Annotated in this window: 18 protein-coding genes and 1 pseudogene; 17 read left to right on the top strand and 2 right to left on the bottom strand. The window is 44.0% G+C overall.

Features of this window, described 5'->3' with window-relative positions; all coding sequences use genetic code 11:
• The first annotated feature begins 19 nt into the window (after nt 1–19).
• The 6 genes from DF947_RS10585 (at nt 20) to DF947_RS10560 (ending at nt 11,211) form a co-directional block, all read left to right on the top strand.
• Nucleotides 20–577 carry an RNA polymerase sigma factor gene (locus tag DF947_RS10585; protein WP_109929655.1) on the top strand — a complete coding sequence of 186 codons (558 nt, stop codon included), beginning with the start codon at nt 20–22 and terminating at the stop codon, nt 575–577.
• Nucleotides 578–719: 142 nt separating this feature from the next.
• On the top strand, nt 720–1,844 hold the full coding sequence (locus DF947_RS10580) for a FecR family protein (RefSeq protein WP_109929654.1): 1,125 nt from the start codon (nt 720–722) through the stop codon (nt 1,842–1,844).
• Nucleotides 1,845–1,988: 144 nt separating this feature from the next.
• Entirely contained in the window at nt 1,989–5,387 is a 3,399-nt protein-coding gene (locus DF947_RS10575; protein WP_158526257.1) for a SusC/RagA family TonB-linked outer membrane protein, read from the top strand.
• Between the two features lie 20 nt (nt 5,388–5,407).
• A complete protein-coding gene (locus tag DF947_RS10570; RefSeq protein WP_109929652.1) occupies nt 5,408–6,880 on the top strand; it encodes a RagB/SusD family nutrient uptake outer membrane protein in 1,473 nt (490 codons plus the stop codon).
• Between the two features lie 49 nt (nt 6,881–6,929).
• Nucleotides 6,930–8,294 (top strand): thioredoxin family protein, encoded by a 1,365-nt coding sequence (locus DF947_RS10565; RefSeq protein WP_109929651.1) that lies wholly within the window; start codon nt 6,930–6,932, stop codon nt 8,292–8,294.
• A gap of 370 nt (nt 8,295–8,664) precedes the next feature.
• Complete coding sequence (locus tag DF947_RS10560) at nt 8,665–11,211, top strand: alpha/beta hydrolase family protein (RefSeq protein ID WP_109929650.1); 2,547 nt, start codon at nt 8,665–8,667, stop codon at nt 11,209–11,211.
• Between the two features lie 184 nt (nt 11,212–11,395).
• Here DF947_RS10560 and DF947_RS10555 read toward each other — a convergent pair whose 3' ends face one another.
• Both DF947_RS10555 and DF947_RS10550 read right to left on the bottom strand, forming a co-directional pair.
• The gene (locus DF947_RS10555) at nt 11,396–11,629 is read right to left on the bottom strand and encodes a hypothetical protein (RefSeq protein WP_109929649.1); all 234 of its coding nucleotides are present in this window, start codon (nt 11,627–11,629) and stop codon (nt 11,396–11,398) included.
• Nucleotides 11,630–12,334: 705 nt separating this feature from the next.
• Nucleotides 12,335–12,718 (bottom strand): helix-turn-helix domain-containing protein, encoded by a 384-nt coding sequence (locus tag DF947_RS10550; protein ID WP_109929648.1) that lies wholly within the window; start codon nt 12,716–12,718, stop codon nt 12,335–12,337.
• A gap of 280 nt (nt 12,719–12,998) precedes the next feature.
• Between DF947_RS10550 and DF947_RS10545 the strand changes: the two genes are divergently transcribed.
• From DF947_RS10545 to DF947_RS10495, 11 genes and pseudogenes are all read left to right on the top strand, one after another.
• Nucleotides 12,999–14,336, top strand: a complete 1,338-nt coding sequence (locus DF947_RS10545; protein ID WP_109929647.1) for a hypothetical protein — start codon at nt 12,999–13,001, stop codon at nt 14,334–14,336.
• A 322-nt stretch (nt 14,337–14,658) separates the two neighbouring features.
• Nucleotides 14,659–15,108, top strand: a complete 450-nt coding sequence (locus DF947_RS10540) for a hypothetical protein (protein WP_158526256.1) — start codon at nt 14,659–14,661, stop codon at nt 15,106–15,108.
• A 439-nt stretch (nt 15,109–15,547) separates the two neighbouring features.
• Nucleotides 15,548–15,874, top strand: coding sequence for a DUF4134 domain-containing protein (locus DF947_RS10535; RefSeq protein ID WP_109929645.1), 327 nt, complete (start codon nt 15,548–15,550; stop codon nt 15,872–15,874).
• A gap of 10 nt (nt 15,875–15,884) precedes the next feature.
• Entirely contained in the window at nt 15,885–16,328 is a 444-nt protein-coding gene (locus DF947_RS10530) for a hypothetical protein (RefSeq protein ID WP_109929644.1), read from the top strand.
• A 117-nt stretch (nt 16,329–16,445) separates the two neighbouring features.
• Nucleotides 16,446–17,090, top strand: a complete 645-nt coding sequence (locus DF947_RS10525) for a hypothetical protein (protein ID WP_109929643.1) — start codon at nt 16,446–16,448, stop codon at nt 17,088–17,090.
• An 84-nt stretch (nt 17,091–17,174) separates the two neighbouring features.
• The gene (locus DF947_RS10520; RefSeq protein ID WP_109929642.1) at nt 17,175–17,852 is read left to right on the top strand and encodes a hypothetical protein; all 678 of its coding nucleotides are present in this window, start codon (nt 17,175–17,177) and stop codon (nt 17,850–17,852) included.
• A 143-nt stretch (nt 17,853–17,995) separates the two neighbouring features.
• Nucleotides 17,996–18,367 (top strand): DUF4133 domain-containing protein, encoded by a 372-nt coding sequence (locus DF947_RS10515; RefSeq protein ID WP_109929641.1) that lies wholly within the window; start codon nt 17,996–17,998, stop codon nt 18,365–18,367.
• A complete protein-coding gene (locus DF947_RS10510) occupies nt 18,357–19,199 on the top strand; it encodes a hypothetical protein (RefSeq protein ID WP_109929640.1) in 843 nt (280 codons plus the stop codon). Before DF947_RS10515 ends, DF947_RS10510 begins: the two co-directional genes overlap by 11 nt.
• 17 nt (nt 19,200–19,216) lie before the next feature.
• Nucleotides 19,217–20,011 carry a hypothetical protein gene (locus DF947_RS10505; RefSeq protein ID WP_146202899.1) on the top strand — a complete coding sequence of 265 codons (795 nt, stop codon included), beginning with the start codon at nt 19,217–19,219 and terminating at the stop codon, nt 20,009–20,011.
• An 84-nt stretch (nt 20,012–20,095) separates the two neighbouring features.
• Nucleotides 20,096–20,908, top strand: coding sequence for a hypothetical protein (locus DF947_RS10500; protein WP_109929638.1), 813 nt, complete (start codon nt 20,096–20,098; stop codon nt 20,906–20,908).
• A 26-nt stretch (nt 20,909–20,934) separates the two neighbouring features.
• Nucleotides 20,935–23,454 (top strand): annotated as a pseudogene (locus tag DF947_RS10495) (TraG family conjugative transposon ATPase).
• Nucleotide 23,455 lies beyond the last annotated feature (1 nt).

Raw genomic sequence — 23,455 nt, 5'->3', positions numbered from 1 at the left:
GTTACCATTGTCAGAGTGAATGGAGAATTACGCAAACAATAGCCTTGAAGGGGAAACGCTTATACAGAAACTGAACCAGGGCGATCCATCTGCATTTACCGAGTATTATAACAGGTACTGGGAAGTTTTGTACGTCCATGCCCGCAGGCTACTGGGGGATGCGGAGTCCGCGCGTGATACGGTGCAGGATGTCTTTACAAGCCTTCTTGCCAGGAATCACAACTTTAAGAGTGAAGAAAATCTCCGCCGCTGGCTCTACAGCTGCACAAAAAATAATATCATCAGTAAATTCCGCAAGGCAGAATCCGTTCAAAGATATTTAAACAGTTTCGAGGCTCATAATACCAGGCAAGAATGTTGGGAAGAATTATTCGGAGAACAGTTGGCACGTGTGTTTGATACTGCTGGAAAGCTTGCAGACAAAATGGGCCAAGTGTTTCTGATGTACCACCAGAAACACATGAAGCGTTCCGATATAGCCCACATTAATTCAGTTTCGGAACTCACTGTTAAATCACAGATTCAGAGCGCTATGAAAATCATCAGGCGCAGACTCATCTTGATTCTATTTTTTTAATCCCCACAGTACTTTACAGACTTTACCTAAAAGCGTCCGCCTGATGTTGACCTGCTAACTGAAAAAATATTTTTTCTAGCCTCTACTCTTTTGCTGATGCCCGCGCGTAGATACTATTAGAAAAACAACTATAGGGATCAAAATGGATAAAGCGGAATTTTTATTGCTTCTTGAAAAGTATGAAAATGGCAAGTGTACGGATGCTGAGCGCGAGCTGGTGGAATTATGGTATCTGGACAGAATCGACCAGAGCCAGGATATCATTGTAACAAGCAGAGAGCTTAGGAGGGCGAAACGGCTTATCCTTGACGGAGTCTTAAACCGGCGCAGACGCGCTCTCCTATCGTCTAGGGCGATACCTATTGCGGCTTTAGTCGCACTCTCTTTCTTAGCTACATACTTTTTGGTCCATACCAAAGATATTTTTGAATCCGATGGTGCAAAAAAAAATCAGTTGGCTATTATCCCCGGAGGGAGCCATGCGTACCTTACCACAGCCGAGGGACAGCAAATCGTATTGGACAGAAAGGCGAATGGCCAGATCACAGAATTTGATGGGGGAAGGGTTCGTAAAACCGGCAACGGAATCATAATTTATGAGCTTTCCCAAACAGCCAGCTCACACAGAAGCACTACAGAAGTGAATACCATAACCACCCCAAGGGGTGGGCAATATGAAGTTGTTCTGCCAGACGGGAGTCATGCCGTTTTAAATGCAGAATCTAAATTAACGTTTCCTACCAGATTCGACGGCTCTGACAGGCGCGTCGAATTAGAAGGGGAAGGATACTTTGAAGTCGCAAAAAATGCAGCTAAACCTTTTTACGTTGTCAATAGACAACAATGTCTAAAAGTAATCGGCACACATTTCAATGTGAGCTGCTATAATTCTTCGCCAGTAGTAACAACTCTCGTAGAGGGCAAGGTGGAAATCTCACGCCCGAATTTTTCTCAAAAAACCATCTTACATCCAGGTGACCAATCCATTACCGACAATCAGGGCGTTAGGGTACATCAGGTAGATACCGATGATGCACTTGCCTGGAAGGACGGGAATTTTGTGTTCTCCCAAATTGAATTAAAACAGGCGCTTACTGAAATTGGCCGGTGGTATGATCTGGAAGTGGACTACCAATCCATTCCTGCTTCGACCATTGAGGCCAGTATGTCCAGGAGCGTCAAAATTGAAAAAGCTTTGTCTATCCTCGGCAAGGCTAGTAAACTAAATTTAAAAATTGAAGGAAGGAGGATCATTTGTATGAAATAAATCACCCAGTACCATTAAACAACTTTAAGCGAAATCATGGACAAATCATAATGATAAACCGGGATGTGCAACCATCCCGGTAAAGTCAGTTCCGTCTTTTCGATTGTCGATCAACCAAATATTAAAACCAACCAACACAAATTTATGAATAATATTCATAACGAAGGAAGGGGTGTGCCCACACTGGGCTGGCCTCTCCCCAATCAAACTTTACTCAAATACCTCGTGGCAATGAAGGTTTTCCTCTTGATTATTGTATTCAGCTTAAACGTTTCAGCTGCGGCGTATTCCCAGCAAATTAATCTGAACGTTAAACAGGCTTCTCTTCGTAAAGTGATGCAGAGTGTGTTTAAGCAGACTGGTTATGCAGTAGCATACCCATCGAGTTTTTTAAAGAAAGCCAAACCCGTCACCGTAATCTTGAAACAGGCAACTATCGATGAGGCTTTAAGAGAGATATTTAAAGATCAGCCTTTCGACTACCAAGTTGAAGATAAGGTAATCACCATTGAAGAAAAGAAAGAAAAGCGTGTGGCAGTATCAGAACAGCAGCGAAGGGAACTTGCCGGAGTTGTGACGGATGTCGATGGCAGGCCAATGATCAATGTAACTGTTACGGTGAAAGGCCAAGGTAGACTGGTCACGATAACCAATGAACGTGGAGAATTTAGCTTTAAAAATGCTCCTGACAATGGAGTGATCGTCCTAAGTAGTATTGGCTACGAGACAACACAGTCACCATATGATATTTCCCAGAGAGGTCCATTTAAAATCCTGATGAAAACCCTGACCAGTCCTCTTGACGAAGTTCAGGTCATAGCCTATGGAACGACAAGCAAAAGGATTTCGACCGGCAATATAGGATCGATCAAAGCGGCAGACATCACCAAACAGCCTATTTCGAATCCACTTGTTTCCATGACCGGTAGGATTCCGGGAATTTCGGTAATTCAAAGTACTGGGCTGCCCGGAAGTGCGGTTACGGTAAGGATACAGGGACAAAACTCAATAGGTAAAGGAAACAATCCATTTTATGTTGTGGATGGGGTTCCATTCATTTCAGAAAACCTGCGGACGATCAGCACTGTTTTAGGCAATACGCAGGGTGGTGATCCCAGTCAGCCGGGATCGGGAAACCCGTTCACCTATCTCAATCCAGCAGATATTGAATCGATCGAAGTTTTGAAAGATGCCGATGCTACGGCCATATATGGATCCAGGGCGGCCAACGGGGCTGTACTGATTACGACAAAGCGGGGCAAGTCCGGCAAAACTGCGGTTGAGGTAACCATGCAGAGCGGAACAGGCAAGGTCGGTCGCTATATTGATGTACTCAATACCGCCCAATATTTACAGATGAGGAAAGAAGCCTATCTTAATGATGGACAGCCATATCCGGATAATAACAGTTTCAAGGATTTCAGCAACTATGACATTACAGTCTGGGATACGACCAGGAGCATGAACTGGCAAAAAGAGATCCTTGGCGGAACCGCGCGTTACACTGATGTACAAGCTTCCTTATCTGGCGGCAATGCTTATACTACCTTCCGTTTCAATGCAGGGTACCATAAAGAAACAACAGTGTTTGGGGGTAATTATGCCGATACCAAGGGTTCGATCGGTATGAATATAAACCACCGCTCAGCAAATGGGAAGTTTAAATTTCTGACAAGCGTATCCTTACTGAATGATGCAAACAAACTACCAAGAACAGATATCACCAATTCTGCACTTACGCTGTCGCCTAACGCACCGACATTGCGAAAGTCAGATGGCCAGTTAAATTGGGAGCGGATTTTACTGCCAGGTTCCACAGATAGTGTTTCTACGTTTTTCAATCCACTGGCTGAGATGGAAGGAATCAATGAAATACGGAGTATGAATCTAATAGGAAGTACAAATATCTCCTACTCGATTTTTAAAGGGCTGACACTGAGATCAAATTTTGGATATACATATCTAGGGAGCGATGAAGTCCAAACCCTTCCGTTGACTGTAGCCCTACCTGAGGACAGACCTTACAGTCAACGGTATGCGCAGTATGGCAATTCCAAGATTACAAGCTGGATTGCTGAGCCTCAGATCGAGTATCAAAAACCAATTGGCAACGGCGTCTTGGAAGTTTTGGTCGGCACAAGTTTTCAGGAAAGGCATAGCAAGCTTCAACAGCTGACCGGATCAGGTTACACTTCAGACGAGGTATTGAGGAACTATGCAGCCGCGACTGATCTCACACCGGGTTTTGGCGTGGTCGATGCAACCTACAAGTACAATGGTGTATTTGCGCGAGTTAATTATAACTGGGCACAAAAATATATCCTCAACATAACCGCCAGACGCGATGGCAGTAGCCGTTTCGGAAGAGAGAACCGCTTTCATAATTTTGGTGCTATAGGTGGCGCATGGATCTTTAGCAGTGAAGACTTTATCCGGGAAAACTTCAATGCTTTAAGTTTCGGTAAGTTCCGTGCGAGTTATGGCACTACGGGGAATGATCAAATAGACGATTACACTTATCTAAACGTCTATAACCCAAGTTCGTCCGCCAATAACTATCAGGGTGTCAGTTCACTAAGTGTGGCGGGGCTCTATAATCCATATCTTCAATGGGAGCTCACCAAAAAGCTTTCCCTGGGTATCGACCTTGGCTTTTTTAAAGACCGTATAATCTTCACTGCCAATTTCTACAGGAATCGGTCAGGCAACCAATTGCTTAACTATGCACTTCCCAGCATCTCTGGTTTTACCAGCCTACCTTTAAATTTTCCAGCATTGGTTCAAAACCAAGGATATGAGTTTAGCATAAACACACGCAACATCGACAAAGGCAATTTCAGCTGGTCGACAAATATCAGTTTCACTACATCCAGAAATCAGTTGGTGTCATTCCCGGATATAGAAAGTTCTTCTTACACTTCTCTACTGGTAGGAAAGTCAATAGACATCATCAGACATTATAATTATGCTGGTGTCAATCCGCAGACAGGGCTATATCAGTTTTACGCGGCGGATAAGTCCGTGGTTGCCACACCCACCTCACCCAGAGACAATAACTTTATTTATACCGGGATGCCAAAATTTTTCGGAGGTATCGAAAACTCATTCTCCTATAAACAGATTCGTCTGGACATCTTTTTTGAATTCAAAAAGCAGCTCGCGAGAAATTACGATGTAGGGTTTGGATTTTCAAATGGAAACGCCAACTTCAATGCACCGACCTCAGTGCTGGAAAGATGGAGACAGCCGGGGGATATTTCCACAATTCAAAAATTCAGCACCAATGAAATCTTTTTTAATGCAATCACCAGTGACCGTTCCTACTCTGACGCATCGTATCTAAAACTTAGGAATGTATCTCTTTCTTACATGCTCCCAGCTGCACTGATCAAAAAAGCTCATTTGGATATGGTAAGAATATTTGCCTCTGGACAAAATCTCTACACGTTCACCAAATATAAAGGATTTGATCCCGAGAACTTAACGATCAGTAGTGTGCCTCCATTGAGACTAGTCACATTCGGAGTTCAATTAGGCCTTTAGTTTTACAAAACGCATTCAAAATGAAAATTACATCTTTAAATAAATCAACCTTGCAACGCATAAACCTGGCTTCTCTGGCAGCGATCTGTTTGCTGATGCTTCTGCCAGCATGTAAAAAGTTTGTAGAAGTCGATCCGCCTACCACCAAACTCAATACAGACAATGTGTTCCTTCAAGACGGTACCGCAATATCAGTAGTCACAGGGATATTCTCCCAGATGAGCGCTAAAAATGGAGCAATTGCAGGATCTAGCGGTGACGATATCACACATATGTGTCTATATCCTGGACTATCTGCGGACGAACTTAAGCTGTTCAGCAGCATCAACAGTACTTCGCCGCTTTACAGTTACTATAAGAATTCACTAACCATAAATACCCTGACGGGCACGGACTTTTGGGAGAGTTCTTATTCGAGAATATTCCAGATCAATTCGGCAATTGCCGGTCTTACTGCAAGTAACTCCCTTACGGCTGATATCAAAAAGCAATTATTGGGTGAGTCTTACTTTCTGCGGGGTCTTTATTATTTTTATCTCACGAACCTGTATGGTGAGGTTCCTATTGCACTTACAACGGATTATTCCATCACCCGGACCTTGGCACGCTCGCCACAGAATCTGGTTTATGCGCAGATCAAGTCAGACCTGATACGTGCCAAAGAATTGCTGAGCAGCAATTATCTGGCGGGCAATCTGACGACAACGACAACCGATCGGGTTCGGCCAACGAAAATGGCCGCTGCGGCATTATTGTCACGTGTTGCGCTTTATACTTCCGATTATATAACAGCAGAAAATCAGGCTTCTGAGGTAATTGCCAACGGTTCTTATGATACTGTCCCACTCAGCTTGGTATTTTTGAAGAACAGCAAGGAAACCATTTGGGCACTTCAGCCTGTGAATTCAGGTACTGGCCAGAATACCGGAGAAGGCGCATTGTTCAATCTCCCCCCCTCTGGACCGTCCGATATCTATACCGTTTACCTGAATCCCCAGCTCATCGACAGTTTCGAAGCTGGCGACCAGCGGAAAACCCAATGGACCAATAGTTTAACGGTCCAGGGAACAACTTACAATTACGCATATAAATATCAGGTAGGCAAAGTCAATACCGAAACCGTCGAATTTCCGATAGTGCTCAGATTGTCTGAGCAATATCTCATCCGTGCCGAGGCAAGAGCCATGCAACAGCACTTCGTGACGGCCATGGAGGATTTAAATGTAATCCGTCGCCGTGCCGGCCTTTCCGGGTTGTCCAGCAATTCTACCGCAGATGCTTTGAGCAAAATCATTCATGAAAGACAGGTCGAGTTATTTACCGAGTGGGGCCATCGTTGGCTTGACCTGAAAAGAACCGGAAAAATAAATGACGTCATGGTCCAAGCTGCTTTAGCAAAAGGGACGACATGGGATCCAAAATGGGCTTTATATCCTATTCCTATCAATGATATCAATCGCGATCCCAACCTAATTCAAAATCCAGGATACTGAAACTTGTCTGGGTATCCGTTTTAATGTTATCCAGCCTTTATTTTTTTATATGATCAAGTTATTATTACAAGGCATGCTAGTTGGCATTTACTGCCTTTGCAGCCAGCATTTGCGTGCACAGGAAGGAATCAAATTCTCAGAAATAAAAAGTTTAACAGAGGCCTACAAAGCTGCGCAGCAGTTGGACAGACCGATATTCATAGATGCCTTTACAACTTGGTGCGGCCCATGCAAAGCCATGGATAAAAACGTTTATTCCAATACTGAGGTTGGAAAGTTTTTTAATGAAAATTTCATCAATATCAAACTACAATTTGATAAAACCAATAATGATGATGAAGCTGTCAAGCGTTTGTATCAGGATGTGGCCGATTTACAGTCTAAATTTGACGTCAAAGCCTTTCCAAGTTATCTTTTCCTCTCCAGCGATGGCATCTTGTTAAATCGGGACCTTGGCCTAAAAAGCAGTGATGATTTCATTGAAATCGGAAAAACAGCTTTATATCCAAAAGCCAGGATATTGCAGAATATTACCGCTTTCAGGCTTAACAAACTTAGGTTTGAAGAGTTTCCAGCGCTGATTGCCATAACAAAAAAAGAGGGAAAAAAAGAGATTGCCGATAGCCTTGCCGATCGTTATATGAACATTTATCTGAACCAGTTGACGCAAGACAAAATATTAAACAAGGAAAATCTTTTTTTGATAGAAAAAAACCAGGCTTATTTGAGACCTGGAAGTAGGTTGTTCAAAATAATCGAACGGAATGCAGACAAAGTGGACAAAACTTCCAGGATTACAGGCTTATCCCGACACATTATAGAATCTTCTGTATACAATTGGGAGATATGGCAGAAGGTAAAACTGAACGACACGACATACAAGGACGCTGTGGACTGGAACAGACTGGAGGGCAAAGTTAAACTAAATTACCCAAATATAGATGCTGTCGGACTGATTAATGATGCCAAGGTAGAATACTATTACCAAAAAAAAGATTGGCGGAAATTTGCCATGATCAAAGACGAGCAGATGCATTCCGTCCCCTTAGAATCCAAACAAAATAGGACCAAACCTGGATACGGTGATGCCTGGATGCTAAACGCAGCAGCATGGGAACTATTTGAAGCTACCCCGGACACTGTTGCGCTCAACATTGCTTTGAAATGGATCAATGAGGCCTTTGTTCTGGATACACCTGAACCGAATATACAGTTGTACGATACCAAAGCGAACATACTCTACCGTCTTGGCAGAATAGACGAGGCACTAAGCTGGGAACGAAATGCCATCATAGTGGAGCAACAAAATGCTATCGAGCGGAAAAGTCCTACCCCCTTCACCAATGACTATTTGAAGATTATTGAAAAGATGGTGCGATCACAACCTACCTGGCCCGAAGCCACCAAAAAATGAATGATCGTTCAAAAGTGATATGGACTGGATGGACCTTGGCAGTTATAGGTGGCTAAGGGATTTGTTTAAAATTTTATCATAGAACTGATCCAATTTATAGGTGTGGAGAAAGTGATGAATCGAAGCGCAAAGGGACAGGCCGGAGCACCTCTCCTACAACCTTTGAATAACCATTTCAAGTGAACTCCGGCCCTCCCATTTATTGACGTTCTTCAAATCACTTTCATGTGAAGGTAAAATGCAGTCCCTCAGATCCTGACCAGAAAAGCAAAATCTAGTCGGATGTCTGGGCATCACATAAGGGCGGATACACTGAAAGTGCCTCGCAGAGCAACAAGCTACATTTATTATCAATATTGAAAAAGCTACAATGAATATCTATAAGTTAACACAAACCTTTTTAACGGCCTGTGTATTGAGCATCGGCATCTCACATAGCCAGAATATCCCATTGGATTTCAACGCGCTCGACACCTGGCCAAGGGTTTCGGAAGGCCGGATAAGTACCCAAGGGAATTATTTTTCCTATGATATCTCAAGAGCCAACCGTCCGCTGGAAACGGTTCTTAAGTCGATGGACGGCAAATGGGTCAAGCACCTCACCAATGTTTATGAAAAGAATTTTTCCTATAAACCAAACGAATTCTGGTACCGTTCCGGTGACACATTATTCACGCAGCACCTTGGAACAGCCGAGGTTTCACACACTGTCCAGTTAAAGGATTACAAACAATTTTCTTCCAAGGGAAGGTTTTACGAAGTATTATATCTAAAGAACGGCAGTTTAACCGTTGCTGATCTGTCAGCTAAAAGGCAACTTACGCTTCGGGACGTGTCAGAGTTTCGAATCGATAGCGACAATGATTTCATCGTAGTGCAATCTTCAATCAATACCGGAGTAAACCTGAACATTATTAACCTATCCAGGTTTGATTCTGAACAGATAACAGTTCCGCAGACAACAACTGATATCATCTTTGACAAAAGTTATCTTAAAGTCGCCTACCTTGACGATGAAGAGAGGATAATCTCCATAGACCTCAAAAGTAAGTCAAGATATGTCTCCAGGCCTATACCTGATATCGAAAGTCTGAAGAGCTTCGCCAGCCAAGATATCATTCTCTATACCCTGAAAAATCCTTCGGAAAGCCACGACAAAGAAAATGACATTGTCGATGTCTGGGATTATAAGGCGCCATTGCTCAAATCTGCGCAGCTTGCAGGTGTCAGTTATCTCAAAAACAAATCCATCGGTGTTTACAATACGGACCACGATTCCTATTTTATTGCAAACTCCGATACAGAGGCGTTCGAGTCGCTGGGCAGCACAGGTTACGCCTTTATTTCGAAAGTTGCGGGAATTTATAGCGAGCGATACTGGAACGATTCGGCCTATGTTCGTTCAACACTGTTGAATCTTCGAACGATGGAGAAGAAAATCGTCGATTTGAACTATGTCAGAATTTCTCCGAACGGCAAGTTTATAGTGGGTTACAATGAGAAGCTACAGGACTTTATCCAGGTCGATTTAAATACAATGGTAAGCCTGCCACTAACTTTGAACCTTGCCATTTCCAGTAACAGGGAGCATAACTATCCAGGTGATTCTTTAAAACGATTTGTGACCTTTGGCGGCTTTACCAAGAGTGGTGACATCATTATTTATGATGACTATGATATCTGGTTATTGGATAAGGACCATAAAAGACCGGCGAGAAATCTCACGGATTTTAAGGGCCGGGACAACCACACGATCTTTAGATTTGTGGAATTACGTGCCCTCAAGCCAGATGTCACTTCAGAAACCGCATTGCTTACTGGGTTTTCATTCAATGATAACAAGAACAATTTTTACAGCCTCTCTGGACGTGGCCTGAAAAAATTAAGTAATGACGGTTTTTTTTATGGTCTTGACAACATGGGAGAATTTCCCGGAACCCAGATGGTCAAAGCCTCGGGCAAAGACTTATGGCTGGTCAAAAGAGAATCCTCTACCCAGCAGCCCAATTATGCATTCACCAACAATTTTAAGGATTTCATGCCCGTTAGCGATATGAACCCGGCCATCAGATATAATTGGCCACGGGTGCAGCTGTTTTCCTATCCGACCAGGAGGCAAAAGACGGCAAAGGGCCTAATCTATTTTCCGCAGGGTTTTGATAAGCAAAAGAAATACCCGGTAATTTTTCAGTTTTACGAAGTCAGGTCATACAAACAAAATCTTTTTCTATTCCCGGACTATGCACATGATGAGATCAATATACCATGGATGGTCAATCAAGATTACGTGGTTTTCGTTCCGGACATCGAGGTGGAAGCAGGGAGACCTGGTGAATCTATCATGGACTGCATCATGGGTGGTTATGATTTTATAAAATCACAACAGTGGGCTGATACGCTTCGAGTGGGCCTGAACGGACATAGTTATGGGGCGAATGAAGTGCTTCACATTATCACTCAAACAAATAAATTTGCCGCTGCAGTGGCGGTTTCCGGGCTTTCCGACCTTGTCGCTGCAATCGGCAACGTCACCCAGGGAGATGGCATGCCTTACCATCGCGAATGGGCGGAGAGAGGTCAGGGAAGGATCGGTGCTACCTTATGGGATAACCCTGAAATATATCTGAAAAACTCACCTGTATTACAGTCCTACCGTGTGACTACTCCATTATTGCTTGTAAACAATAAAAAAGATGATATCATCGATTTCTCCCAGGGAGTAGAAATGTTTACTGCATTGCGGAGGCAGCGCAAAAAGGTGTGGCTATTACAATATCGGCTAGGTGCGCACAGTATTTATCACCATGAAAGTGAAGTTGACTTCACCAAAAAGCTAGATGATTTCTATAATTTCTTCCTCAAAAAAGGCAATCTGAAAAGGTGGATGGGCGGTGACGGTGCTTCCGGTGGTAACTAAATCCAAAAAACACACGTAGATGGGCATAGAATATAGCTTTACTTAGATATTTGCTGTATATACACAACTATCAGCATTGTTAACGATTCGCATGAAGATCACTTGGCATTGCCATACATGATAAATACTTCGAATTAGTTGCGAAAAAAGTTGTGGAGGTAGCTTTTGCCACCTCCACTAACATTTAGCTCTGAGTAGTTGTAAATGTTGAAGGAGCAGGTGCTGAATAAACCGCTGTACAATAGGTGGTAACAGCACCAACTGCGGTCAGGCGTTTGTTGAGCACAGTGGATGTTGCTGTCAGGTTAGGTTGATTGGTACAGTAAATAATTGCACCCCTGTTCGCTCTGGTTGCCATTACGCCACCTACTACTGCGAACACTGCCATACCGGTTAAAAGAATTTTCGCCTTTTTCATAAAAAATGTTTTTTATTGTTTTTGGATTTTCCCTACTCTTTTCAAGGGTTTTCGGGTTACCCCCTTTGACATAGATCTAAGTCACAGATTTTAGTATGGTTGGGCCATTTCATCTCATTCGTTTATAATCCCGCCGTACACTTTAACAAAGCCTTGTGAGCAATGCTTCATGTTGGGCAAGCAAGCTTTCTTTCGCTGATATTAATAGTGTATGTAAACACAACCACAGGCTCATAGTTTGTTACCTATATTGTCGAGAACTGAGAGCATGACAGGGGTGGGCCCACCCTTATCTAACTACAGGCTGAACGGTTAGCGCAAGCTTAAATCAAAAAAATGCGAATAGAATATTTTAACAAGGGAAAGCCGCACATCGGGTGCTACGTATACGACTTCCCTTAATTAATGAAAAAAGCTAAGATTAATGCTCGCTTTAGCTGGTGTTATATTAGCAATTTGTATGGGTTAACTGAGGAGAAACTAAAAGTAGATGTTATAACACAAAAGTGTTGATTTTTCGAAGAGAACAAACGTTATATTCGCTTATCCTTATTCTGAAATAAAGTTAATGCTTTCGGGGACAATAATTCAATAAACTAACGCCCATTTTAGGTAATCTCAATACCTAAATTCTCCAATTGATACCAAAAGGGTAATCTTCATACCGTATTTGTCTCAATTTATTATTTAACCAAAAAAGTCACCTCAAATGCAACCAAGCAACATTTCTGCCGTAATAATCCCAATTCCCAACAAAGACATGAAGTATCGGAAATGTTCTGGGGGGTGACCATGTATGCGCCTGAACGCCCTTGCAAAGCTACTAGAGGAGGAATACTCCATCGCGATGGCCAACTCCTTCACCTGCACGCCTGATTTCAATATTTCCAGGGCATGGTTCATCCGGATGGTGAGGTGGTAAGCCATGATGGATTCTCCATACATGAGTTTGAATCCCTTTATCATCTTCGATCGGTTTAGCTGAAAGCTATCCTCTAGATGAACTAGGGAGAGTCTTTCCACTGGGTGATCCTCGATATACTTTTTTATGAGCGTTAGGGTTTCAGCTTCCTTGAAGGTTAATCGCATATGGAAATGTTATGGATCAGGAATGTTTTCACAACAGTGCGAACTGGCTAACAATTTTTTTAGGGTTCTCAGGGACAAAAAAAATTATTTCCGCTGAAAAAAAAAAATTTACGGCCGGATGCAATTATACCGCGACTGCTGTGTCATGTAATGGAGTTGATAGGTCATCGAAAAGTCATTTTTCGGATGACTAAATGGTTTTAGCCTTTTTTTAAAACAAATGCGATCATTATCGATTTATCAGCTTTACTAAGAACAGCTACTATTAACGAATCTACGTATGAAAACATCATCCTACTTGTACGAGTGGCTTGACAATTTTGTCATCCATGAGCTTAACCCATCATTTCTACACCCGTTCCCTATGCTGGAGGAGGCGTCCAAGCAGCTTTCATGGAAATTAAAGGAAGAGATGCAACGGCTCAAAAGCGAGTTACAAGCCCAGTACTTTACCCTAACCGAACAGCCCCAGAGTGCATTGCTGATAGAAAAACACCATGAGGCCATTATCGTTCTCATCGGCAAAGCGTTCGAATACCAGCACCATCCCCGGACCGAGGCTGCAGGGCTCAGGCCAATTATCAGCGAAACCATCAAAGCACTCGAAGATTTCGTGAGATATTTTGACATCAACTTTGCAAAATATCTGACCGGAGAAAGGCACCTGCCAATTACCCAGCTTATGGAAATCAGGGAACTGATACTTTCCAAAAAACAAAGTATGTCGGAAAGTCTTTCTAAGGGAGGGAACGGAGAGCATGTAACAGCAATAGTAATGGACGTTATGGATGAATTCTGCGCAAGGATCGAACGGCATGAGCCTATAAAAGTTAGAGAATCCGATTACCACCTTTTGATCGTCCGGGATACTGAGGACCATGGCGGTCAACAAAGTGCCATAACGAACTGTCCATCTTTGCACGAGCTCCTGGTCTACTGGAACTTAAACAGCAAAGCATGCATCAGATATTTCACGATCGGATTGGATAATATCATAAAGAGCAACGAGACAGTAGAGGGTAAACTGGAATTCATGCGCTTCCAGATGAAAAATATTACCCAGTTGCCCCAGCTTCCAGATGTCATTTATAATCCCTTATATCCAGGTCTCAAAGAATACTTTAAAGATTATCTCGCAAATGAAATCTCCTACCTGGAGAACAAGACGATTGGATTTGTGAGTAAAAAAGAATATGAAGCGAAACAGGAAGAGAAAAAGGTTGCCTTTAAGATCAAGTCCACATTATCCGGCGACCAGCTGGGTATGATCTTACGCGGGGCCAAAGAGGCGGGGATACTCGAAGGCTCATTGAATGCAGTGTTCAAAGAGATCGTTCCCCTGCTGTCCAGTGCCGAAAGGGAGGAATTGAGTTGGAAGAGCATGCGCGGAAATTCCTACAATGCCGAGGAGCGCGATAAAGAGATCGTTGTCCAGACTTTGGAAGATCTTATTTCCAACGTTGGCAGTTTTGATGCCCTGGGTTCTGGAAAAGAAGATATGGTGAACTCTCTGCAGGGCATTCTGGATGCAGTACGGTCCCAATATGCCAGTGAGCAGAATTCAGAGCTTGCAATATCACGCATTAGACAGGTCATAGAGAAGGTTAAATCCTTTTAAGCTTCCAGATCCTTATCATTATTTCAAAGCAGGGCCATTCGTCCTGCTTTTGGTTTTTTACGACAGCCTGTAGCGAGATTACTGTGCATTTAATGATATCCCTTTCCTACATGGCTCTGCTCGAACAGGCTCCCCGCCTGTCGCTTGTTTTTTTTAAAAAAAATAAAATATTTTCCTTCTGACTATCAGACACTTACAATAGGGGCAATAGGGAGGCAACTCCTGGTTGCCCTTTACGGGCGTGTTCAAACGCGCTTACTTTGATCCAGAAATTGTTAACCGGGCATCACCATAGCCGTGGCCCCAAAAAAAGAAAAAAAGTATGGACATGTTTAAAACAATTAGTTGGGCCCAATACCTTTTGGCAGTAGCGGGTATCGCAGTTTTCTACTACATATACATCGGCCTGAGGTACTATGTATTTGACGTTAAGACCCTGATGAACAGACGCAGAAAAGCGGGCCTGAAAACCTTTAATGAGAAGGATGAGGCGGAAGAGAAAACTGAAACAAGTGGATCACTCTATGAAGCCAGCGAGGACACGATAGACCAGGTTGAGCTACTGGTATCTGAAATCAGAAGCTTGATTGCACAGAATCCGGGAATGGATGGTAGTTCCCTCCGCAATACCCTGAAAGCATTACTCAACGGTCACCCCCAACTCAAAGATTCAAGCTACCGTGATGCCATCAACGACCTTATCATTTCAGAGAGCGATAAACATGAAGCAGGGATCGATCCCACAGAGGTTGATGGACTATGGGCCAGCTAACTGCCGAACAGGTTGAATAGAGAAAGCAATAAAAATAATGGCCAACAAGAGCTATCGTCGTCCACCTCAGCGAGAACGGAAAGATTGGATGGGTTGGGAGGCCAGGACGGCGATCTGTTTCCCGCCTCCGCATGGTGCGTGTGCGGAGGGACAGGGAACGGGTAATTGAGACAAAGTTAATATCCATTCCCCGGACGGGCCGAATGCCCACAGAAAAAGAATTGTGCCGGAGGGTAATGGCGCTGCATCCCTACCTGTCTCAGATGGCAGGTAGGACGCAGATGTAAAAGAAGTCAGAGAGGATACACTGGCCCATATCGTGGGGTGAAAGGTAGATTAAGGTGTAGGTTGATCGATATGGCCAGTGGCCCCCGGTTTCCGCCACAAAAGGTGGCGGATATCCGGGAGGTTTTTAGAGTGAACTTAAAAAGTGTGAAATATGAAAAGGTGTGTTTGGAAAAAAAACAGCAGCAAGCGTGCACTCGCTTTAACAGTGCTAATGTTGGTGGCTAGAGCCGCCCTGTATGCCCAGGATGGCGTGGCTGGAATAGAATCGGCAGCCACCCAGGTCAACGGATACTTCGGTGTGGGTACAAAACTGATGTATGCACTGGGAGCAGTTCTCGGACTGATCGGGGCAGTAAAGGTCTATACAAAATGGAACAGTGGGGAACCGGATACGAGCAAGGTAGCGGCCAGTTGGTTTGGAAGCTGCATCTTTCTTGTCGTGGTGACCACGATCATCAAATCGTTCTTCGGGGTCTAAAAGGGATGAAATGGTAAGAAAATCCATACTTGACGGGCTTTGGAATTACATTCTCGAAAACAACCCGGACCTGATGTTTTCATTACAGTGCAATGGCCAGGTCGAATGCTACCTGAGGGAGAAGACCGATGGAATTATGCCACTTGCTGTCTCGATGGAACAGGAAGGGGCTGCGCTAGAAGCGATAGTCAAAAATTGCCTGGAAACGCTTACACGACAACTCCGTCCATCGAAATATCTGTACATGAGGGATCTGATGAAATCGGAATTCCCTCGTGAATATACGGCCCTTCGCGAAGCTGGAGTGCTAACCCAAAGGGTAATCTTGATGATCGATGCCTGCAAAGAGATCTTTGAAGCCTATGATTTTTCAATGGCAACAGAATCTGATAGGTTTCTGCGCTATGCAGTCACGCAGAAAGTGAGCTCGATACTAAACACGCATGAGAGCTGAAGCAGTCATAGAATTTTGTCAGCAATGGTCTGACGATACAGAGGCTATCATAAAGATAGGATTAGGTTGAATGAGAACGCCTGTGGGATTTTCTCCCACGGGCCATAATTAAAAGTGATGAAAGAATCAGAAGCAAGGGTACTCCCGGAAATTTTGATAGAAGGGATTAGTTTTTTGGTAGATGCCTATCTGGGTGAACTCAGGGATGCAGGCGATCCAAGGAACCGTATCAGACTCGCGGACATGCAGAATTTTGCCGACAGAAGTGAATTTTATTTTGACCGCAAAAAAGGAACTGCAGCTTCGTTACCCTATCCTATGGATGCAGATGTAACGCATGTGGTGATCAGGCCTCTTCCCGCACTGGATCCCAAGGGGATGGATCAATTGGTGGGTTACCCCAATCAGTATTCACAGACATATTTTGGGCAATTGCCGGTAATTGAACTCCACGGCACCGAGTTTTATGTTGATCCGATAAAAAATGGGTTCAGGGAATGTACGAACGTCTGGAACACGATCGGCTTTGATAAGATCGATAAAGCACTTGGAGGTTTCTATTACGACAGAAACGCGAAAAATGTGCCCTTTGAGGAGGAGATGAGAAATTACAAAGCGGACAAAATGCCGCATATATCTTTTACAGCGGTTCCCAGCAATGAAAGCCTTGCTCGGATGGTGAAGAAGAAAACGTTGTTTGTGAGCAGTAACCTGAAGACCATAGAGCTCAACAAAAGGATTCGCAGCGGGCGTAAGCTATAACATCCGGGATGATTGGACGCTTAGACCGAAGCGAAGCATTTATAAACAGGGCAGCAGACGAAGATAACATAGAGGATATTGACCATGGAAGAGATGCAAATGAAAGATCAGATACTCATTGGCCTTACGATTTTCGAGGCAGATTATGGGCAAAAGAAATGGGTATCGGAAACAGATACGAAAAACGTAATTCCATTTTCCGCATTTCAATCAGAGGGTGCCGGAAACGCAGCCATCAATTATGACAAGCATCGAGAGCAGCTGATAACTTCTGATAATCACAAACCTGATTTTAACAGGTATAACATTCCTGAAATATTGATGGAAAGACCTTTTGCCAATGACGAGAAGCTGATTGCAAAACTAAATGCCCAAGGAGCGCAGAACGACTTTTTGGTTATAGACAAAGATTTCAGAAACAGATATTACATGGGATTACTTCCAGAGGTGCTACTTGGGAATGATCGGTGGACCGTTGATGGTTATATGGGACAACTTAGACTTGTCAAGGAACCTTGGAAGACCTTAGATGTAGAGGAACTTTTTCGCGGGGAATCCGATAATTATCAGCTTATCTACGATAGTAAAAGGCACCGCGATGTCACCCGGGAAATGGAGACCGCCCTGGCGATGCCCTGCACATGGCGACATATCAGTATTCCCAATATTTATGAAATGGATCCACTTGGTGCGTGCAGGCGTACACCGTCTTTCCTATGCAACCGTGTTCGGGGTGAAACAGCTTCATCATGCTGTCTATAGTTTGGATGGGGACAAGTTGGCAGCGGCTAAAATCAGGGAAAACAGGGCCGCCAAGGGACTGCCTGTAGAGCAGAGCACTCAATCACAAACCAGGAAAAAAAGAGGCAATAAAATGTGAGGTAAAACATAAGCTATAAAATAAGATGGCAAACAGTGTATATCAGATCAATAAGGGCATAAATAAGAGTATAGAATTCAAGGGACTCAAAGCACAGTACATCTTTTACATGGGTGGTGCCATGATCGGGCTGATATTGGTGTTCTTCATCCTGTACTACATCGGAATTCCCCAATATCTTGCCCTAGGTATCGTACTTGCTGGCGGTGGCGGAATGATCTATTACATCTACGGTCTGAGCCACAAATATGGAGAACATGGCATGATGAAAGTACTCGCCAAACGGGCCATTCCAAAGCGGATCAAAATCAAGAGCCGATCGGTATTCATCAATATGAACGGTAAAAGTACAAGTGTTAAGGATAAAAAAACCTATAGAAAAGACAATGGAAGATAAGATCATATATCGCGCAGGGCAGATACTTTTCGGCTCAGCTGTGTTCGAACCCGATTACAGCCGCAGACAGTTCGTGGACACCGAAAAAGCTGAAAACGTTATCCCTTTTTCTTCACTGTACCACCGCAACGGCTGGTCATCTGAAATGGTATTCAACAGTGTTTTGCGGCGTCCGCATAACGTGTTCACCGATAAAAACGTTGACCCCCTTCTCCTGCTAAAAATTGTTTTGCCCAACGAGCTATTGCGCCCGGACAATGAGATTTCGCAAAACTACTTAAAGGATATGAACGCTCAGGCGCTTTATTCCCGTTGGAACATAGGAATTGTTACCCAAGCTATCGCCAATAGGCTCAATGGAAACCTGCCTCAAGTCGATCTGATGGGTGACCAATGGAAAGTAGATATCTCAAACCGCAGACTGTTCAGGGAAAATGGGGAGGTTGATGAAGGCGAACAGAAACGGTTCACAATCATACGCCTTAACGGAGACTTCAGCGAACATGGCACAAACGGGTTTCAGTTTCCATACAATACCAGTGAGAAGAGAAAAGAAAATTTACCGATGGGTTCCATGCTGGAACTCCCCAAGAATGTAGTTTTCTTGCGCATACCGGATGAACTGACCCTCGATCAGGTCGGATATTCCATTCGCGAACGCAATGCTCCAACAGATCTGCTGACCAGATTGCCCTTCAATGAAAAACACAAAGGTGAAAAGGTTGGTTGGCCAGTTGAAATCCTCAGGCGAATTGATGTCAACAGACAATTGAGGGGCCTTAAAAGTTTAGAGATTATATACGGCAGGTCTAAAGGGCTTGGAGTTAGATAGGTGATAGGACAATGTTTATGGAAGGGCCAAGAGATCAGATAACCCTGTACGATACGCTTTTCGATATCGTCCGTCACCGGGAAGAATTTGCAGAAGTCGAAAACAGGCGTAATACCATTTCGTTTCATGCATTCCAGGAAATCAAGGGACACATGGTGATCGGTTATGATCCAGATACCAGGAACGTATCCATACCCTGGCAGCAGGGTAATCCTGATGGTTATGAGAAGATCGTGAAGATTCCCAAAATTGTTTTCAACGCACGGCTTGATAAAAGCCCAGGACTCCTGGACAGCCTTAACGAGGTAGCGATAAAAGAAAACAAGCTTTTTCAACTGCTGGACAAACAGACCAAAGAGCGAATTGACGGGAAACGTCCAACGTTGCTTATAGGCGATGACGCATTCACGTTCTGGATAGAGGCAAAGGAACTGAGACACGAACATTTACCTTCTGTTATCATCAATACCAGATATTTCCACGATCTGGGAGATCACAGGCACTGTGAATTCGTTTATGATTCCCAGAATCGCAGAGAGGCAAAGATCTCGGCTGAAATGGAGACAATGCCCAAGCATTATTTACTGGTGCGCCTGCCGAACCAAACCGTCCTTGACCCGGTAGGTGACACACAGTTCTATCCACGAAAGCTGTCTACGGCATTTACTACGAGATTTCCCTATAAAGAAAGGGTAAATGCGGAAATAGTCCCGTGGACCGCCCAGAAGATAGTTGAAGTTGTGCTTCGTAACAGAAGAATGGAATTGAGAGAAAACGCCTTTGGCCTGAAGCATAAAGGGAGAAAAATCTGATCGGGAGAAACAGGCAGGTGATAAAAGTACATAGGTCCAAAGCGGGCAGATGCCGTGCTGTTTGACAAAAAAAAGGAAAGTGAGATGGAAAAACGTGCAGTAATATTAATGAACAAACTCTATGACTTTGATTACCCCAGCGGTATGATCAAGCCCCGGATGGATAGCCACAGGGGAATTAGTTTTGATGATCTTGAAATACAGGAAGGATATCGGACGGTAGTTGTTACCGGAAGGGATGGCACACTTTGTTCTCCCAAGGAGTATGTTCAGGAAACCCTTGAAAGAAGTTGCAGGGTGAGAATTGATGAACGGCTGTTTGACGCTGAGAAAGCAAATAATGAAGTAATCATCGAAGAGGTGAATGCGGTTTCATCCGCCAAGGGATACCGTTGTCACATGTTGACGAAGCCTGAGCGCTTACGGCTGCATGGGGTTCCACCAATTGTGCTAATCGCCGATCAGGCATTCACGGTAGATCTTGAAAGAAATACCCTAAATCCTATGCTAGAAAATACCGGGACAGTTACAATTGATAACACCTTCAGGGATGAGGATGGAATTTACCTGCTCATGGATAAAGAAAGCAAAAAAATCCGGCCAATAGCCTGTTCAGCAATCACTCAGCTGCCTGCAGGATGCGCGCTTGTACAGCTGCCTCCCCCACATGTACTTGACATCCATCACTACATTAAAAAAAGCCGTGATGGTGATTACAGTCTTATGCTGCGATTTCCGGTGTCGGATACATTGAACGCCAAAATTTTAATAGTCCCACCCTGCTCGCTCCAAACCCTGATGAGCTTAAATAGGAAAAAGACAGGCCTGGATAAAGACGGACAAACGGTAATGAGAGAACAAAGAATTAAATATAGGCCCAGAGTTAATAATAAATAAAAGAACCACCAAAAGAAAGTAGACCAATGGAAAAATGGCTAGAAGATATTTTGCCGATCATGGGCGTTGAACATGATTGCATCCTCTCCAAGCAAGGAGATTTTACAGTAGTATATCGGGCAGAGCTGCCCGAAATATTCAGTCTGAGCAATCAAGACTATGAGGCCTTTCATGAAGCCTGGGTGAAGGCGATCAAGCTGTTGCCCAAACATAGCATACTACACAAGCAGGACTGGTTTGTAAAGAGCGAATTCAGACCTGATTTCATGAATTCCGACAACAGCTTCTTATCCAGGAGCAGCGACCGGTTCTTCAATGAGCGACCGTTTCTGGATCACAACTGTTATATCTACCTGACCAAAAAGCAAGGCGGCAGGAAGCCGGGAAGCTCAATGTTTTCAAATTTGATACGCAGTTCGATAGTTCCTGAACAGACAATAAATCCGGTGATGTTCCAGGATTTTTTGGACTGCTGTGGTCAATTTGCACAGATATTGAAAGATAGTGGTTTTGTGAACCTTAAACGTCTGCGCAATACTGACCTGGTAAGCCACCAGCGCAAGAAAGGTCTGATAGAAAAATACTGTTTTTTAAGCGAACGGGACGACACCTTTCTGATGAGGGAAATGGTCTTTGACGAGGGAATCCAGGTCGGCGATCAGCACGTCCAGATCTATACATTGGGAGATGCAGAAGACCTTCCGGCCCTGTGTGGCTCACGCATCAATTACGACAAGTACAGTACCGACCGCACCAAGTTCTCAGTCGGCTTCGCCAGTACTCTCGGACAGCTATTGCCCTGCAACCACATCTATAACCAATATGTTTTTATTGACGATGCCCAGCAGACGATAAAAAAGCTCGAGAGCAAAAGGCTGCGCCTTCAGTCCCTTTCGGCATATAGCAGGGAGAATGCAATTTCACGTGATGCAACAAACGATTTTCTTAACGAGGCGATCGGTGCACAGCGGTCTCCGATCAAGGCGCATTTCAATGTGGTCGTATGGACCGATAATAAGGAGGAGCTCAAGGACCTAAAGAATATGGTTGGGTCGGCCCTGGCCCAGATGGATGCTGTTGCGAAGATTGAAAACGACGGAGCGCCGCAGATTTTCTGGGCAGGCATTCCGGGTAATGCTGCTGACTTTCCCATGAATGATACCTTCGACACTTTTGCGCCACAGGCAACCTGTTTCTTCAATATGGAAACCGGTTACCGCACTTCGCTGAGTCCTGTTGGAATCAGGATGGGAGATCGTTTGACCGGAAAGCCCGTCCATGTGGATATAAGTGACGAGCCCATAAAAAGAGGGATCTGTACCAACCGGAACAAGTTTATACTTGGGCCTAGCGGGGGGTACCGGGCTATTCTTAACTGAGTAGCCCGGTACCCCTTCCAAATTGGATCTGGAAAATCATTTTTTACGAACCACATGGTTCGAAGTTACTACGAACAGGGAACGCATATTGTTCTAGTAGATGTGGGCCATAGTTACAAGGGACTTTGCGATATGGTAAAGGGTTATTACTTCACCTATACCGAACGCAATCCCATCCGTTTCAACCCCTTCTACATCGGGGAAGGCGATAGCCTTGACACGGAGAAAAAAGAAAGTATAAAGACCTTACTGTTGGCTTTATGGAAAAAAGACGACGAGCATTTCAGGCGGAGCGAATATGTCGCGCTTTCCAATGCCATCGGAGGTTACTACCGCTTCCTGTCAGAGAAACCAGAAGTGTTTCCATGTTTTGACAGCTTTTACAACTTCCTGCGCGACGACTTTGTCAGTGAGCTGCAGGAGGATAAGGTAAAAGACAGTGATTTTGATGTCAACAATTTTCTTTACGTACTGCGACCCTATTACCGAGGTGGTGAGTTCGACTATCTACTCAACGCAACCGAGAATCTGAATCTCCTGCAGGAAAGATTTATCGTTTTTGAGCTGGACAATATCAAAGACCATCCTATACTGTTCCCCACAGTGACGATCATCATTATGGAGGTTTTCATTAATAAGATGAGAAAGGTAAAGGGTGCCAGAAAGATGATTCTGATCGAGGAAGCCTGGAAAGCGTTGATGAAAGAAGGTTTCGCGGAATACATCAAATACCTTTTTAAAACGGTCAGGAAGTTTTATGGAGAGGCCATTGTTGTTACACAAGAAGTGGAAGATATCATCTCTTCACCCATTGTCAAGCAGGCCATTATCAATAATTCAGACTGCAAAATCCTGCTTGATCAAAGCAAATACCAGAACAAGTTTGATCAGATACAGGAGCTTTTGGGGCTGACCGAAAAAGAGAAGGCAATGATCCTATCAGTCAACAAAGCAAACGATCCCAAACTAAAATATAAAGAAGTATTCATCAGTCTGGGCGGCAGTCATTCCAGGGTGTACCGAACCGAGGTTTCTGTAGAAGAATACCTGGCCTACACCACCGAGCAAAGTGAGAAGGAAAAGGTAATGGAGTATGCCGCACGGTTCGATGGCGATATCAGGAAGGGAATCGCTGTTCTGGCTGCTGAAATGAAGCAAAACAAATAGA

Origin of the sequence: Pedobacter paludis, assembly GCF_003173575.1 — a bacterium.
Taxonomy (GTDB): domain Bacteria; phylum Bacteroidota; class Bacteroidia; order Sphingobacteriales; family Sphingobacteriaceae; genus Pedobacter; species Pedobacter paludis.
Note: the sequence above shows the minus strand (reverse complement) of the source record. Positions and strands in the feature narration are given on the sequence as shown.

Excerpts from the sequence above, each read along its gene's own strand:
- DF947_RS10585 (WP_109929655.1), top strand. The coding sequence starts at position 20 with ATGGAGAATTACGCAAACAATAGCCTTGAAGGGGAAACGCTTATACAG.
- DF947_RS10570 (WP_109929652.1), top strand. The coding sequence starts at position 5,408 with ATGAAAATTACATCTTTAAATAAATCAACCTTGCAACGCATAAACCTG.
- DF947_RS10535 (WP_109929645.1), top strand. The coding sequence starts at position 15,548 with ATGAAAAGGTGTGTTTGGAAAAAAAACAGCAGCAAGCGTGCACTCGCT.
- DF947_RS10505 (WP_146202899.1), top strand. The coding sequence starts at position 19,217 with ATGGAAGGGCCAAGAGATCAGATAACCCTGTACGATACGCTTTTCGAT.
- DF947_RS10560 (WP_109929650.1), top strand. The coding sequence starts at position 8,665 with ATGAATATCTATAAGTTAACACAAACCTTTTTAACGGCCTGTGTATTG.
- DF947_RS10575 (WP_158526257.1), top strand. The coding sequence starts at position 1,989 with ATGAATAATATTCATAACGAAGGAAGGGGTGTGCCCACACTGGGCTGG.
- DF947_RS10520 (WP_109929642.1), top strand. The coding sequence starts at position 17,175 with ATGGAAGAGATGCAAATGAAAGATCAGATACTCATTGGCCTTACGATT.
- DF947_RS10510 (WP_109929640.1), top strand. The coding sequence starts at position 18,357 with ATGGAAGATAAGATCATATATCGCGCAGGGCAGATACTTTTCGGCTCA.
- DF947_RS10515 (WP_109929641.1), top strand. The coding sequence starts at position 17,996 with ATGGCAAACAGTGTATATCAGATCAATAAGGGCATAAATAAGAGTATA.
- DF947_RS10555 (WP_109929649.1), bottom strand. The coding sequence starts at position 11,629 with ATGAAAAAGGCGAAAATTCTTTTAACCGGTATGGCAGTGTTCGCAGTA.
- DF947_RS10565 (WP_109929651.1), top strand. The coding sequence starts at position 6,930 with ATGATCAAGTTATTATTACAAGGCATGCTAGTTGGCATTTACTGCCTT.
- DF947_RS10530 (WP_109929644.1), top strand. The coding sequence starts at position 15,885 with ATGGTAAGAAAATCCATACTTGACGGGCTTTGGAATTACATTCTCGAA.
- DF947_RS10500 (WP_109929638.1), top strand. The coding sequence starts at position 20,096 with ATGGAAAAACGTGCAGTAATATTAATGAACAAACTCTATGACTTTGAT.
- DF947_RS10580 (WP_109929654.1), top strand. The coding sequence starts at position 720 with ATGGATAAAGCGGAATTTTTATTGCTTCTTGAAAAGTATGAAAATGGC.
- DF947_RS10525 (WP_109929643.1), top strand. The coding sequence starts at position 16,446 with ATGAAAGAATCAGAAGCAAGGGTACTCCCGGAAATTTTGATAGAAGGG.
- DF947_RS10550 (WP_109929648.1), bottom strand. The coding sequence starts at position 12,718 with ATGCGATTAACCTTCAAGGAAGCTGAAACCCTAACGCTCATAAAAAAG.
- DF947_RS10540 (WP_158526256.1), top strand. The coding sequence starts at position 14,659 with ATGGACATGTTTAAAACAATTAGTTGGGCCCAATACCTTTTGGCAGTA.
- DF947_RS10545 (WP_109929647.1), top strand. The coding sequence starts at position 12,999 with ATGAAAACATCATCCTACTTGTACGAGTGGCTTGACAATTTTGTCATC.